Here is a 13,235-nt window from a genome sequence, read left to right as displayed (position 1 = left end):
CAGGTTGAACACCGCGTGCGTCGGAAACCCCAGCACCAGCGACATCCCGGTGTCGAGGACGAACCACACCGCCACCGATCGAATGAGGATCGTCCGCGCCCAGGGCGATCCGTCACGCAGCGGGCCCCGCACGATCTGCATCATCGTGACCGCCCAGCCGGCCAGCACCGCCCCTAGCACCATGAACGGGAGCTTGAGGTAGTCGCGCGCGGCGGCACTGTCGATCGACTCCGGTGGGCCGAACCCCAGCGCGGAGAACAGTTGTGCCGCAACAGAACCGAGGAACACCAGTACCAGCGCATAGGCCAGCAGCGCGGCGAGGACGACCTGCAGCCACGTGATCCAGGTGGCCCCTGACCTCATGACGGCCGGAGGATCGTCGCGGGCACCGCCCGCCCCAGCATGACCTGACCCGCGATCAGCAGGCTGGCGAAGGCGAAGATCAGCGCGGACGCCATCCAGGCCAGCGCCTGCCCGGTCTGGCCGTAGAGGTGCGGCGCGAACCCGAGAGCCACCAGTGCACCGACCACCAGACCCGTCACCGCGGGCGCCGAACCACGCTCGACCACGTCTCCTCCTCATATTGTAGCGGTAACTACAATTACTGTAGTCGCCGCCACCACTACGATCAAGCGGTGGGTTACAAGCACTCCCGGGAGGACCTGCTGGCCGCGGCCACCCGGCTGGCGGCCACCTCGGGCATCGGCTCGCTCACCTACGGTTCGGTGGGTGCGAGCCTGGGCATCAGCGACCGCACCGTCGTCTACTACTTCCCGACCAAGGACGACATGATCGCCGCGGTGATCGGCGCCCTCGGCGAGCAGATGGAAGCCACGCTCGCCGCCGCCTTCGGCGACACCGCACTCCCGGCAAAGGAACTGCAGCGCCGGGCCTGGCCGGTGCTGGCCTCACCCTCGGCGGACCCGATCTTCGCGGTGTATCTCGAGATCATCGGGCTCGCCAGCGCCCGGCGCGAGCCCTATCTCTCCCTGGCGCCGGTGATCATCGACCGTTGGGTGGACTGGATCGAGCCCCGGATCGCCGCGCCCACCCCCGCCAAGCGCCGGCAGGGGGCGCTGGCCTCGATCGCGATCCTGGACGGCCTGCTGCTGCTGCGCCGGGTGTCGGGTGCGCGGACGGCCAATAACGCTGCCCGCGCGATCGGGATCGGCTGAAAGCTTCGGTCAGGCCCACTGACCCGGCCTGGGGAACTGGGTGGCCAGGAACCGGTCCCACATGCCGTCACTCATCAACCCGTTGGCGCCGATGAGCACGCGCGCCGAGGGCGTCACGCGCATCCGGATCGGCGGTTTTTGGGCGGTGATGGCCTTCTCCACCGCTTTGGCCACACTGTCGGCGTCGCCCCCCAGTTTGGCCAGTGGACCCTTGGCATAGGCGTCCTCGGTGGCCGCGCCGACCGCGGCGTTGAACTCGGCGTAGGGACCGTCGCCGGATCCGAGGTGAGCCTGAACGGTCGCGGCGAATTCGGTTCGGATCAGCCCGGGTTGGACGACGACGACGTCGACTCCGAAGCCCTTGACCTCGAAACGCAGCGCGTCGCTGATCGCCTCGACGGCGTACTTCGACGCGTGGTACGCCCCGCCGCCCGGGAAGGTGAAGTTTCCCCCCATCGAACTGATGTTGACGATGCGGCCCCAGTGCTGGGCGCGCATCCCGGGCAGCACCAGTTGGCACATGCGCACCAGCCCGAAGACGTTGGTCTCGAACTGCCGGCGCAGATCATCCATCGGCAGGGTCTCCAACGCGCCGGACTGCGAGTACCCGGCGTTGTTGATCAGCACGCCGACCGCACCCTGCTGGTCGACGACGCGCCCGACCGCCGCGGCCATCGAGACCTCGTCGGTGACGTCGAGGGCGATGGTGCGCGCCCCGGCCGCACTCAGGTCGGCCAGCGAGTCCACCCGGCGGGCGGTGGCGTAGACGGTGTGGCCGGCCCTGGCCAGCCGCAGCGCGGTGGCATGCCCGATGCCGGTGGAGCAGCCGGTGATGAGCACGGCCTTGGACACTTCGGTCATTTCGACACGGTAGACAGAAATTGCGAAAAGTGTCAATGATGTTCATCCTTTGGAGGTGACCTTGGGGATGACGACGGGCGACGCGATCGCAGCCGCGGCCCTTGCCGAGTTCAGCGCCTTCGGGTACCGCCGGGCCTCCATCGAGAGCATCGCCCGGCGGGCGCAGGTGTCCCGGGCGACGGTGTACGGACATTGCAGCGGCAAGGACGAGTTGTTCCGCGCGCTGGTGTCCCGCCTGCACGACGAGCACCTTGCGGCGATGCGCGAGGTCGCCGACTCCCCGGACCTCGACATCGAAAGCCGGATCAGCCGGCTGCTGCAGGCGCGTTTCCTGCGGTTCGTGGAGCTGACGTCGGGCTCGCCGCACGCCGCCGAGCTCTACGACCGCCACGGTGCGCTGTGCGGCGACATCGCCCAGGCCGCCCACCGTCAGGCGGAGAAGATCATCATCGCCGTTCTGCGCCGCGCCGCCGCCGCCGGGGAGATCAGCCTCAGCGCCTCCGGACTCACGCTGGCCCAGTTGGCGGGCGTGCTCAACGACTGCGCTTTCGGCGCCAAGGGCGAGGACCCGGCCACGGCCACGCCGGCCGAATTCACCGCCCGGCTCACCCGCAGCGTGGCGGTGATCTTCGCCGGCATCGGCACCGCGACTCACCGTCGATAGCCGACGTCCCAGGGCCGACGACGCCTACATCGGGCAGCTGATCGTCGGGCTCGGCTACGCGGCGGCCACCCCGCCGGTGCCCGCGGACCACCACAGCGCTGCCGCCCCCACCAGTTCGACGAAGAAGTAGAACCAGTTGGGGTACAGGGCCTTTGGCCGGTCGACGATGCCTGACATCAAACGTCCGAATGCCATTCCGCCCAGCGCCGCGGCTACGGTGAGCAGTATCCCCTCGCGTGCAGGGTGGCCCGCCGCCGCCAGGCTCAGCACCCCGGCGATCGCGAGGCCGAAACCGCCGTAGACCGCGCGCACCTCGGCGCGGGACGTGGGATCGGGCAGTGTGATCCCGAAGGGCCGGATCAGTGCCGCCGGCCGGGCCAGCGCGAATACTCCCATCCCCGCGAAAAACACGGCCATCACGATTATCACCGCGAGACTCATCGCTCTCCCTATCGAATGTGGTGACTGGTGCTCAGCACGGTGGGACCCGCCGCGAACAGCGGCGACGTCGTCCGGTACCCAGCGTCATCGTGACTGGCGAAACGGTGAATGTTCTATGCGCCAGGGGAATTGGCCCCAGCGGCACAGTACTGCGGTGGTGGACCGTGGCTCGGCGCGGGCTTCGGCGCGGATCCTGCCGACGAAGAAGTCCTCGAACCCGGCGCGGGGGTGGGCATTGAGAACCTCCTCGACGGTTCGCGGGTGGATGTCCTCCAACCGCATGCCGGTGACGTCAGCCGCAGCGCCGAAGTGCAGCAGCGCGACCTCGGGTCGGTCCCGGCCGGCCGCACCGATGTCGAGATGCATGCGGATGGAACGCCCGACGACACCCGCGCGCTCCGGCGGCCAGCCCTGCCCACGCAGCCACGACTCCGCGGCCGCCGCCCCGCGCCGCTCAAAGGGCCCATGCCCGCCGACCGCGTCGGTCAGAGCGAGATCGTGCAACATCGCCGAGGTGAACAGCAGCTCCGGATCCCAGTCCAGTCCGTCGCGAGTGCCGAGCGCAGCGCCGAAGAGGTAGGTCCGGTAGCAGTGGGCGGCCAGCACCCCGGGGGAATGGTTGCGCATCAGAGTGGCGGCTTCGAGAGCCGCCGCGGTGTCGGGGAAGACCACGTCGTCGATCGCCAGTCGCCGAGGTCGCCGCCAGCCGAACCGCCGGGCCGCGCGACGCAGGCCCTGCTCCACCTGTGCGCGGGCCAACCGCCCGATGACGACGTGGGTCGGCTCGGGCGCCGGCTGTTGCAAACCTTCCAACACAGGCCGATGGTAAGTCCGCCGCCGGTTTATTGCAACCGTTTCAACAACTGTGTGCCGCAGTAGGATCGCTGCGTGCAGGCCGCCCGCGACCGTCGAATCGACCCGCGCAAACAACGGACCATGGAGGCCCTGCTCACCTCGGCGCAACTGATGTTCGCCGAACTTCCCGTCGACGAGATCACGGTCGAGGAGATCGCCCAGCGCGCGGGTGTCGCGGTCGGCTCCATCTACAACAACTTCGGCAGCAAGGAAGGGTTGTACGCGGCGGTCGTCGGCCGTGCACTCGACGTCGATCGCGATTACATGGATCGCGCCTACACACCCGACCGCGACCCGATCGAACAACTCCTCGCGGCCTCCGAGCAGTACTTGCGCTTCGCATTGGACCACCCTCAGTTCTTCCGCATGCTGGCCTTTCCCGCCAAACCCGGTCCCTACCCGGCTTCGGCGCAGACCGCCGCGCTGCTGAGCCGGCGGGTGGACGAGCAGAACGCCCGCATGGTCGACGCGATCGAGCGAGGCATCGCCGAGGGCAGCCTCCGGCCGGTCGATCCGCACGCGACCGCCACCATCCTGTGGGCGAGTTGGAACGGGATCATCAGCCTCGCCTGGCGCCACGACGACCTGAGGCGCGACCCCGAAGCCCTGGCCGAACTCATCAGCCGGGCGGCCGATCTCGTCAGCTTCGGATTACGTGTAGACGGGCCCCGTGTCGACGGGCCGACGTGATTTGAAGGCCTTCGCGGCCGGGCGCGATAATCGAGGCCGTGATGATCGACGGATCGGTGGCGGTGGTCACCGGAGCCGGCTCGGGGATCGGCCGATCCATCGCGGCGGAGCTGGCTTCGGCCGGCGCCTCGGTGGTGGCCTGTGACATCGACGCCGATTCGGCCGCTGCGACCGCCGCGACGATCGGCGGCGTGGCGGTTGCCGCCGACGCCGGAAGCACCGGCGGTATCGCCGCCCTACTCGACACGGCACGCCGGGTCTTCGGGCCGGTGGACATCTACGTCGCCAACGCCGGAATCGTCGGGGAACCCGGGCTCGGCGGGGACGAGGCCGCGTGGGATCGCATCCTCGACGTCAACCTGCGTGGCCACATCCGCGCCGCACAAGCCGTTCTGCCGGAATGGCTGGAGCGTGGCCGTGGGCATTTCGTCACCATCGCCTCGGCAGCCGGTCTGCTCACCCAGGTGGGTGCAGCGCCCTACAGCGTTACCAAGCACGCCGCTGTCGGGTTCGCCGAGTGGTTGGCCATCACCTACGGCGGCAACGGAATCGGGGTCAGCTGTGTGTGCCCGATGGGTGTGGACACCCCGCTTCTCCGCGGACTGTCCCACTCACCGGACGCGGAGGCCCGGATCGCCGGCGCCGCGGTCACCGGTGCCGGCGCGGTGATAGGTCCCGACGCAGTAGCCGCACTGGTGGTCCGGGCCATCGAGGACGGGACGTTCCTGGTCTTACCGCACCCCGAGGTGCTGGCCATGTATCGGCAGAAGGGCGCGGACTACGACCGGTGGATCGCCGGAATGCGCCGCTACCAGCGGACCCTGCGATAGCGCGGCCGCGCCGCCCGCCCGAAACTCGCCCGAGGGTTACACCGCCAAGGGCGATGCCATCGTTAACATCACCTGGTGCAGGACTCGTCGGAAACCACAAGTGCCCAGCCCTCGCGCCCGGTCTCGCGGCGTGACGCGCTCCGCTATGCCACCGCGCTATCGGCGCTCGCCGGGCTGGGTGCGGCATCGGCAGGTGGCGGAGCGCCTACGGCCTCGGCCACCCCTCCCATGCTCATCGACTACGCCATGCGCCAGATTCCCGCGGCCGATATCCGCGCGGCCGGCTACTCCGGGGTGATCAACTACGTCTCGCTCTCGCGGCCCGGCGCGAACTTCGGCGCCAAGCCGATCACCCGGCCCTACGCCGAGTCGCTGACCGCCGCCGGATTGGTCATCGTCAGCAATTACCAGTACGGCAAACCGGGCGGAACGGCACCGTCGGATTTCACCCGCGGCTACGCCGGCGGCATCGCCGACGCTCGCACCGCCTGGCAGCTGCATACCGCGGCAGGCGGCGGACAGAGTGCACCCATCTTCTTCAGCGTCGACGACGACATCAGCCGTGACACCTGGAACACCTTGGCGCTGCAGTGGTTTCGCGGGATCAACTCGGTTCTGGGTGTGCAGCGCACCGGCGTCTACGGGGGCATCGACGTTTGCCGGTGGGCCGCCGCCGACGGCGTCATCGGGAAGTCGAGCACAGCCGGCCACGTGTGGGCCTGGCAGACCCGGGCGTGGTCCGGCAGCGATGTCTACCCTGCCGCGGTTCTCTACCAACGGGTGGTGAGCACCGCCTCGAATCCGGGTCCGATAGTCGGCGGGATCGAGGTCGACGTCAACGACGTCCTGGCCTCGGATTGCGGCCAGTGGAATCTTCACCCGTGAGGCGCCGAGCAGACGCAAAAGGCCCCGACACGCCGAGGCGTGCGGGGCCTTTGCGTCTGCTCGCGGGGAACTGCCGCTGAACTTGGGTGCGGTCAGGTTGACCCGCACGGTCAGCTTGCAGTCGCCGAGGTCAGGCTCGGCTACGCGGCTCGGACCGATTGCGACGGCTGCGCCGACGGGCCGGACTCGACCCGATTCGGCAGCGAGAGCCGGATCACCTTCCACCACGCCGATGCGACCTGTCTGGGAAGCGACCCGCTGGTGTAGGTCAGCCCGTAGCGCCGGAAAAGATCCTCGACCGCTGGTGCGATCTCCTGGTAGCGGTTGCTGGGCAGGTCGGGGAACAGGTGATGCTCGATCTGGAAGGACAGGTTGCCGGTCATGAAGTGCAGCAGCTGCCCCCCCGAGATATTGGCCGAACCCAACATCTGGCGCAGATACCACTGGCCCCGCGTCTCGCCCTCGATCGAGGTCTTGGCGAAGGTCTGCACACCCTCGGGGAAGTGTCCGCACATGATCACCGAGTGCGTCCAGAGATTACGCACCAGGTTCGCGGAGAGGTTCGCGGTGAACGTGGTCGGCGCCGAAGGCCCCGACAGCAGTGGGTACAGGACATAGTCGCGGGTGACGTGCCGGCGAATCTTCGCCAGGACCTTCTTGCCGTTGCGGACGAAATCCTCCCGGTTGCCGCGGCCCTTGAGCTGCTTGCCGATCTCCAGGTCGTAGGCGGCGATCCCGAACTGGAAGAAGCAGGCGTTGACGAAGTTCCACAGCGGCTGGCCCAAGTAGAAAGGCTTCCAGCGCTGGTCCTCGTCGACGCGCATGATGCCGTAGCCGAGATCGTTGTCCTTGCCGACCACGTTGGTGAAGTTGTGGTGCAGTTCGTTGTGGGAGTGCTTCCACATCTCGGAGGGGGCCACGTTGTCCCATTCCCAGGTGGTCGAGTGAATCCTGCTGTCGCGCATCCAATCCCACTGCCCATGCATGACGTTGTGACCGATCTCCATGTTCTCGACGATCTTCGAGACGGAGAGGCCCGCGGTGCCGACGATCCAGGCCGGTGGGAAAAGGGAGAACAACAGGATGGCGCGGCTGGTCAGTTCGAGTCTGCGTTGGGCGTCGATTACGGTCCGGATGTAGTCGGCGTCGCGCTCGCCGCGGTCGGCGATCACCTCGGCGCGGATCGCGTCCAGTTCGCGGCCGATGGCCTCGATGTCCTCGTCGCTGAGGTGAGCGGTGGGGTCGGTCTGGGCGTTCTGCAGAACTGTCATGTCGGGTTGTCTTTCGGTCAGGAACCGGTGGTTGTCAGAGTTCGATGGAGCAGGCACCCGCGGCGGCCGAAATGCAGGTTTGGACGACGACTCCCTCGGCGGCGGCGGTGATCTCGCCGGTTCGCAGATCGCGAACGGCGCCTTCGCGCAGTGGGGCGACGCAGCCGAAGCAGATGCCCATCCGGCAACCCGACGGCATCAGAACTCCGGCGGCTTCACCGGCGTCCAGCAGGGACTGCGAGCCGGCGGCGAGAACGCTGGTCGCCGACTTGGTGAAGCTGGCCGTGCCGCCCTCGCCGACTGCGACGACCGTCGACCGGAACCGCTCGGTGTTCAACCGGTCGGCCATTCCCTCGGCGGTCCATCGGCGTTCGAGTGCGTCGAGCAGGCCGGCCGGTCCGCACGCCCACGTCTGCCGCTCGGCGAGATCGTCGACGAGGTCGTCGAGTCGGGCGACGTCGAGCCTCCCGTCGGTGTCGGTGTGCCTCTCCACCAGTCGAATTCGCCCGGCCGCAGCCATCTCCCGCAGCTCGTCGCCGAAGATGACATCGGCGGCGGTGCGTTCCGAATGCACCAGGACGACGTCGGCGTCGCGGTCGGACATGTTGCGGAGCATCCCCATGACCGGGGTGATTCCACTGCCCGCGGTGAGGAACAGGATCTTGGCCGGTGGTTCGGTCCCGAGGGTGAACTCGCCGGCGGGCGGTTCGAGTTGGACCACGGTCCCGACCGTGGCGCGCCGAACCAGGTGATTGCTCACGACTCCGTCGGGGATCGCCTTGACGGCGATGGCGATACAACCGTCGCGCCGGCTGATCGGCGAGGTCAGGGAGTAGGCCCGCCACTGCCGGACGCCGTCGACGTCGATCCCGACCCGGACGAACTGTCCGGGCGCGTGTGTGCGCCAGCCGCGGCCGGGCTTGATCACCACGGTGACCGCATCGCGGGTCTCGGGGTGAATCGCGACGATGCGTCCGCGCAGGCCCACCCCGGAGATCAGCGGGTCGATGGCGTCGAGATAGTCGGCCGGCAACAGTGGTGTGGTGACCCGCTCGGCGAGCGACATGACACCGGCCCGCAGCGCATGGACAACCGTTCGGCGGGGGACCGTGATTGTCATAGTCCCATACTCTGTAATTTTGGGAGTAATATCTTGGCTGTGATGTGTGAATCCTTCGCCGATAACTATTTCCTGCGAACAATCTAGTGGATTCCATCGCGCCCGCTACCCGGCTGACCGGCCTGGACCTCTCCGAGGAGGTGGCGTCGGCGCTGCGTGCGGTGCTGCCGCGGATGGCCGAGCGCGCCGTTGCCGCCATCACCGTCGAGGTGCCGAGCTACGCCGACGCCTTCAGCGGGCCGATGGGCCGCACCATCGAGAACGCGGTTCAGGTGGCGCTCGGCGCGTTCCTGCAGATGGCCACCCACGCGGAGGACTCCGACAACCGGGCGCAGCTGGCCCCGGCGCTGGATGGCGCCTATGACCTGGGAACCGGAGAGGCGCGTACCGGACGCTCGATCGACGCCCTGCTGGCCGCCTATCGGGTCGGCGCCAGGGTGTCGTGGCGCGAGTTGTCGACGACGGCGGTGCAAGCCGGGCTCAGCGCCGCCACGATTTCCCGGTTCGCCGAACTGGTGTTCGCCTTCATCGACGAATTGTCGGCGGCCAGTGTCACCGGCCATGCCGAGGAACTGGCCACCGCCGGACGGGCGCGGGAGCGCTACCTCGAACGGCTCGGTCAGCACCTGCTCGCCGGCGAGCCGCTCGGGACTCTGGAAGCCGCGGCGGAACAAGCGAATTGGACCCCGCCCGGATCGCTCACCGCCGTTCTGCTGCCGGCCGCGCGGGCCCATGGCGTCTCCGCCAGCTTCGGCCCGGCCACACTGCAGGTCAACGCCGAACCTCCCGACGCCGAGCCGGCCGAGTCGCTCGCGGTGCTGCTGGTGCCCGACATGGACGGCGCGCGCCGGGGGCAGCTGATGCGCGTCCTGTCCGGCCAGCGGGCATGGGTGGGCCCGGCCCGGCCGTGGAGCGAAGTCCGGGCGTCCTATCGTCGCGCGCTTCGATGCCGCAGCCTGGCCACGATGACGGACTCCGCGGTCGTCGACACCGACGATCACCTCGTGGAGTTGATCCTCGCAGCCGACCCCGAGGCCGTCGGTGATCTACGCGGCCGGGCGTTGGCCCCGCTCGCCGGACTTCGTCCCAGCACCGCCGACCGACTGGCCGAGACCCTGCGATCCTGGCTGCTCCACCAGGGCCACCGCGAAGCCGTCGCAGCGGAGTTGTTCGTACATCCCCAGACGGTGCGCTACCGCATGACCCAGCTTCGCGAACTGTACGGCGACCGACTCGGCGATCCCGCGGTCGTCATGGAGATCCTGCTGTCCCTGGCGGTTCCACACCGGCCCGCCCCACCGCCATCGCCGGGAAAGGCCCGCCAGGCGGTGCCCTGATCGACAAACGCAGACCGGGAATTGTTCCGGGCGACAAAATAAACCGCGGCCCGATCGAATCGGTGCGGATCCCACCGGAATTTGAAACGATCCTTCCTTGAACCGTTCGATCCATTCAGTGAGGGAGCGTCCGATGCCCAAGGGAGCCGATTCTGCCGCGCAGCGCGAGGACGTCCGGATACCGGCCAACGGCGAGACTATCGCCGCTTACCTGTACCGGCCCGAGAGCGATGGGCCCGTGCCCTGCATCGTGATGGCGCCCGGATTCGGCCTCACCCGCGACGACGGCCTGGGTGCCTACGCGGAGGAGTTCCAGCGGGCCGGATTCGCCGCCATCGCCTTCGACTACCGCCGGTTCGGCGCCTCCACCGGGGAACCGCGACAGGTCCTGGACTACAAGTGGGAGATCGCCGACTACCACGCGGTCGTGAAGTGGGCCCGCAACCTCGATGGCATCGATCCGGACCGGGTCGCGCTGTGGGGCTCGTCGTTCAGCGGTGGCCTGGTGGTCGAGGTGGCGGCCACCGATCCGCGCATCGCGGCGGTCGTCGCGCAGTGCCCGTTCACCGACGCCATCGCCGGAACGCTGGCGATGCCGCCGAGCAACGTCGTGCGAGGCAGTGCCGACGCGATGTTGGACCGCGCAAGTGCCTTGGTGGGCGGGAAGCCCCGGTACATGCCGGCCGTCGCGGCACCCGGGAATTACGCGATGATGACCGCGCCGGAAGCGAAGCCCGGATTCGACGCCATGGTCGACCCGAATGGACTGTGGCGCAACGAAGTCGCCGCGCGAATCATGCTCCAACTCTCCGCAGGGCAGGGAGGAATGCCGTTCCGGCCCTTCAAGACCGCGAAGAAGTTGACGATGCCGGTGTTGTTCTGCGTCTGTGACGCTGACGAAACCACGCCGCCCGGTCCGAGTATCAAAGCCGCCGAGACGGCGCCCAAGGGAGAACTTCGGCGCTACCCGTACGGCCACTTCGATATCTACCGCGATCCGCAGGCCAAGGCCGACCAGGTGGAGTTCTACACCCGCGTGCTGGCCCGCTAGGTTGCTCGTGCGAACGCCGTCGTCTCAGAAGTAACGCGGGAACCGACTCCAGTCCGGGTCACGCTTCTCCAGGAAGGCGTCGCGGCCTTCGACGGCCTCGTCGGTCATGTATGCCAGGCGGGTCGCCTCGCCGGCGAAAATCTGCTGGCCGACCAGTCCGTCGTCGAGCAGGTTGAAGGCGAACTTCAACATGCGTTGCGCTTGAGGCGATTTGGCGTTGATCTTATCCGCCCATTCCAGGCCGACGTTCTCCAACTCGGCATGATCCACGACCCGGTTGACCGCCCCCATCCGGTGCATCTGCTCGGCGGTGTAGGCCTCGCCGAGGAAGAAGATCTCGCGGGCGAACTTCTGACCGACCTGCTTGGCCAGGTACGCGCTGCCGTAGCCGCCGTCGAAACTTCCCACATCGGCATCCGTCTGCTTGAACCGGGCATGTTCGCGGCTGGCCAGGGTCAGGTCGCACGTCACGTGCAGGCTGTGCCCGCCGCCGGCCGCCCAGCCGTTCACCAGGCAGATGACCACCTTCGGCATGAACCGGATGAGCCGTTGCACCTCGAGTATGTGCAGCCGGCCGGCGCGGGCGGAGTCGACGGTGTCGGCGGTCTCGCCATCGGCGTACTGGTACCCACTCCGGCCCCGGATGCGCTGGTCACCGCCGGAGCAGAACGCCCACCCGCCGTCCTTGGGCGACGGACCGTTGCCGGTCAGCAGAACCACACCGACCTCCGGCCACATCCGCGCGTGGTCGAGGGCACGGTAGAGCTCATCGACGCTGTGCGGGCGAAACGCGTTGCGCACCTCGGGGCGGTTGAAGGCCACCCGAACCGTCGGCTGGGGCACACCGTTGTGGACATGACGGTGATAGGTGATGTCGGTGAGATCCTCGAATCCCGCGACGCGCTGCCACAGCTCCGGATTGAACGGATTGGTCATGAACGCAATCTAGGACGCCGCCCCGGATCGCTGGCGGTCGGCCACCCCTTCTGGTCGGCGAAGACCGCACAACGCGCCCCGAACCATCCGGTCAGGTGATCGGCTCCGCCTTCGGGAGGGTGTAAGAGCCGTCGAGCACCGAGGGCCCGGGCCGGTAGATGCGCATCAGGAAGTTCCAGCCCGCCGTCACATCCAGTCGATTGGGCACGTCGCCGCACAGTTCGCGAGGGCCGTAGTAGACGGTGAAGGAGCCGTCGTCGTTGAGTGCCACATTGGACGAGTTGACGATGCAGTTCTCGTTCTTCATGAAGCCGTCGTCGCCGTAGACGGTGATCGACCAGAAGGCATTGTTCTCCGGCACCAGGTAGGTGGCTTTGTAGGCGCGGTTGGGATCATGGCTGCCGCTGTAGTTGAGGTAGGTGGCATCCCACTCGGGGAAGAGTCCCCACGCGGCGGCCGCCGCGATGTGACGGGTCGCTTCGTCGACCTTGCCGCGCGGGCCCATCAGCCCTTTCCAGCTGCTGTACCGGGCGGAATCCTTTTCGTACTGAGCGGTCAGGGTTTTCAGGGACGCCATGTCCCACTGCAGGGGCGGTAGAGGATCGGCGCTGGCCGCTTCGATGACGAACTGGTCCTGTAACCGATTCACGAGGGCGATCTCGTCGGGGTCCGTCGGGTCGAACACCTGGATCCGGACGCCCAGCCCGAGGTACTTGGTGTCGGCGGGAAGCGGGTGTTTCCCGGAGTCGTAGATGACGAACGGACAGTAGTGATCGTTGTCGACGAGGTCGACCGAGGCGTACCGCCCGGGAGGCAGTTGCGGCACGGTGATCGTTGCGCCCTTGGACGTGTCGACGATTCCCATCGAGTAGAGCGTGTCCCGGTTCATCCGAACGACGTTCTGTTTGTCCAGCGGAGTCGGTGCCCGGAAGTGGTAGAACCGATTCACGCCACCTGCCATCGCGACGATTTCGGTGAACTGCCGATCGCTTTCGGCGCGGATGTAGGTCTCCGGTGTGACCGTTGTCCGAACCCCGTCGGGGCCCGACACGGGTTCGCCCCTTTGACCATCTTTGGCCGTGCAGGCGGCGAGGCCCGTCACCGCGGCGGCACCGGCTA

16 protein-coding genes are annotated in these 13,235 nt (G+C 67.9%); 7 read left to right on the top strand and 9 right to left on the bottom strand.

The window, feature by feature from the left end; translation table 11 throughout:
* A partial coding sequence (locus ADBZ5U_RS09750) for a hypothetical protein (RefSeq protein ID WP_526264834.1) occupies positions 1-363 on the bottom strand: 363 nt, incomplete at its 3' end.
* Positions 360-569 carry a hypothetical protein gene (locus ADBZ5U_RS09745; protein WP_526264832.1) on the bottom strand — a complete coding sequence of 70 codons (210 nt, stop codon included), beginning with the start codon at positions 567-569 and terminating at the stop codon, positions 360-362. The genes ADBZ5U_RS09745 and ADBZ5U_RS09750, both read right to left, overlap by 4 nt.
* A 66-nt stretch (positions 570-635) precedes the next feature.
* Here ADBZ5U_RS09745 and ADBZ5U_RS09740 point away from each other — a divergent pair, with 66 nt between their 5' ends.
* A complete protein-coding gene (locus tag ADBZ5U_RS09740; protein ID WP_526264830.1) occupies positions 636-1,175 on the top strand; it encodes a TetR family transcriptional regulator in 540 nt (179 codons plus the stop codon).
* Positions 1,176-1,184: 9 nt separating this feature from the next.
* Here the strand turns inward: ADBZ5U_RS09740 and ADBZ5U_RS09735 are convergent, their stop codons facing one another.
* A complete protein-coding gene (locus ADBZ5U_RS09735; protein ID WP_526264828.1) occupies positions 1,185-2,036 on the bottom strand; it encodes an SDR family oxidoreductase in 852 nt (283 codons plus the stop codon).
* Between the two features lie 55 nt (positions 2,037-2,091).
* Between ADBZ5U_RS09735 and ADBZ5U_RS09730 the strand changes: the two genes are divergently transcribed.
* A complete protein-coding gene (locus tag ADBZ5U_RS09730) occupies positions 2,092-2,700 on the top strand; it encodes a TetR/AcrR family transcriptional regulator (protein ID WP_526264826.1) in 609 nt (202 codons plus the stop codon).
* Between the two features lie 54 nt (positions 2,701-2,754).
* Here ADBZ5U_RS09730 and ADBZ5U_RS09725 read toward each other — a convergent pair whose 3' ends face one another.
* Together ADBZ5U_RS09725 and ADBZ5U_RS09720 are read right to left on the bottom strand one after the other, a co-directional pair.
* Positions 2,755-3,141: a DUF4345 family protein gene (locus ADBZ5U_RS09725; protein WP_526264824.1), complete on the bottom strand. Its 387-nt coding sequence runs from the start codon at positions 3,139-3,141 to the stop codon at positions 2,755-2,757.
* 84 nt (positions 3,142-3,225) lie between these two features.
* Positions 3,226-3,957: an HD domain-containing protein gene (locus tag ADBZ5U_RS09720; protein ID WP_526264822.1), complete on the bottom strand. Its 732-nt coding sequence runs from the start codon at positions 3,955-3,957 to the stop codon at positions 3,226-3,228.
* A 72-nt stretch (positions 3,958-4,029) separates the two neighbouring features.
* On the opposite strand from ADBZ5U_RS09720, the gene ADBZ5U_RS09715 reads away from it, so the two are divergent.
* The 3 genes from ADBZ5U_RS09715 to ADBZ5U_RS09705 all read left to right on the top strand — a co-directional run bounded on the left by ADBZ5U_RS09715 (position 4,030) and on the right by ADBZ5U_RS09705 (position 6,401).
* Entirely contained in the window at positions 4,030-4,686 is a 657-nt protein-coding gene (locus ADBZ5U_RS09715) for a TetR/AcrR family transcriptional regulator (RefSeq protein WP_526264820.1), read from the top strand.
* A 38-nt stretch (positions 4,687-4,724) separates the two neighbouring features.
* Positions 4,725-5,516: an SDR family oxidoreductase gene (locus ADBZ5U_RS09710; RefSeq protein ID WP_526264818.1), complete on the top strand. Its 792-nt coding sequence runs from the start codon at positions 4,725-4,727 to the stop codon at positions 5,514-5,516.
* Between the two features lie 75 nt (positions 5,517-5,591).
* A complete protein-coding gene (locus ADBZ5U_RS09705; protein WP_526264816.1) occupies positions 5,592-6,401 on the top strand; it encodes a glycoside hydrolase domain-containing protein in 810 nt (269 codons plus the stop codon).
* 140 nt (positions 6,402-6,541) lie between these two features.
* On the opposite strand, the gene ADBZ5U_RS09700 is transcribed toward ADBZ5U_RS09705, so the two are convergent.
* The gene (locus ADBZ5U_RS09700; protein WP_526264814.1) at positions 6,542-7,672 is read right to left on the bottom strand and encodes a fatty acid desaturase family protein; all 1,131 of its coding nucleotides are present in this window, start codon (positions 7,670-7,672) and stop codon (positions 6,542-6,544) included.
* A gap of 34 nt (positions 7,673-7,706) precedes the next feature.
* Positions 7,707-8,792 carry a ferredoxin reductase gene (locus ADBZ5U_RS09695; protein WP_526264812.1) on the bottom strand — a complete coding sequence of 362 codons (1,086 nt, stop codon included), beginning with the start codon at positions 8,790-8,792 and terminating at the stop codon, positions 7,707-7,709.
* 86 nt (positions 8,793-8,878) lie between these two features.
* On the opposite strand from ADBZ5U_RS09695, the gene ADBZ5U_RS09690 reads away from it, so the two are divergent.
* Positions 8,879-10,129: a PucR family transcriptional regulator gene (locus ADBZ5U_RS09690; RefSeq protein WP_526264810.1), complete on the top strand. Its 1,251-nt coding sequence runs from the start codon at positions 8,879-8,881 to the stop codon at positions 10,127-10,129.
* A gap of 133 nt (positions 10,130-10,262) precedes the next feature.
* Complete coding sequence (locus ADBZ5U_RS09685; RefSeq protein WP_526264808.1) at positions 10,263-11,180, top strand: alpha/beta hydrolase; 918 nt, start codon at positions 10,263-10,265, stop codon at positions 11,178-11,180.
* Between the two features lie 24 nt (positions 11,181-11,204).
* Here the strand turns inward: ADBZ5U_RS09685 and ADBZ5U_RS09680 are convergent, their stop codons facing one another.
* Together ADBZ5U_RS09680 and ADBZ5U_RS09675 are read right to left on the bottom strand one after the other, a co-directional pair.
* The gene (locus tag ADBZ5U_RS09680; RefSeq protein WP_526264806.1) at positions 11,205-12,116 is read right to left on the bottom strand and encodes a 1,4-dihydroxy-2-naphthoyl-CoA synthase; all 912 of its coding nucleotides are present in this window, start codon (positions 12,114-12,116) and stop codon (positions 11,205-11,207) included.
* Positions 12,117-12,207: 91 nt separating this feature from the next.
* Positions 12,208-13,235 (bottom strand): DUF1254 domain-containing protein (locus tag ADBZ5U_RS09675; RefSeq protein ID WP_526264804.1); only part of this gene is annotated, 1,028 nt, incomplete at its 5' end.

Origin of the sequence: Mycobacterium sp. (assembly GCF_040398885.1) — a bacterium.
GTDB lineage: Bacteria > Actinomycetota > Actinomycetes > Mycobacteriales > Mycobacteriaceae > Mycobacterium.
Note: the sequence above shows the minus strand (reverse complement) of the source record. Positions and strands in the feature narration are given on the sequence as shown.

What these genes read in the sequence shown, in the direction of transcription:
- ADBZ5U_RS09735 (WP_526264828.1), bottom strand. Translation starts at nt 2,036, where the DNA reads ATGACCGAAGTGTCCAAGGCCGTGCTCATCACCGGCTGCTCCACCGGC.
- ADBZ5U_RS09725 (WP_526264824.1), bottom strand. Translation starts at nt 3,141, where the DNA reads ATGAGTCTCGCGGTGATAATCGTGATGGCCGTGTTTTTCGCGGGGATG.
- ADBZ5U_RS09700 (WP_526264814.1), bottom strand. Translation starts at nt 7,672, where the DNA reads ATGACAGTTCTGCAGAACGCCCAGACCGACCCCACCGCTCACCTCAGC.
- ADBZ5U_RS09695 (WP_526264812.1), bottom strand. Translation starts at nt 8,792, where the DNA reads ATGACAATCACGGTCCCCCGCCGAACGGTTGTCCATGCGCTGCGGGCC.
- ADBZ5U_RS09685 (WP_526264808.1), top strand. Translation starts at nt 10,263, where the DNA reads ATGCCCAAGGGAGCCGATTCTGCCGCGCAGCGCGAGGACGTCCGGATA.
- ADBZ5U_RS09680 (WP_526264806.1), bottom strand. Translation starts at nt 12,116, where the DNA reads ATGACCAATCCGTTCAATCCGGAGCTGTGGCAGCGCGTCGCGGGATTC.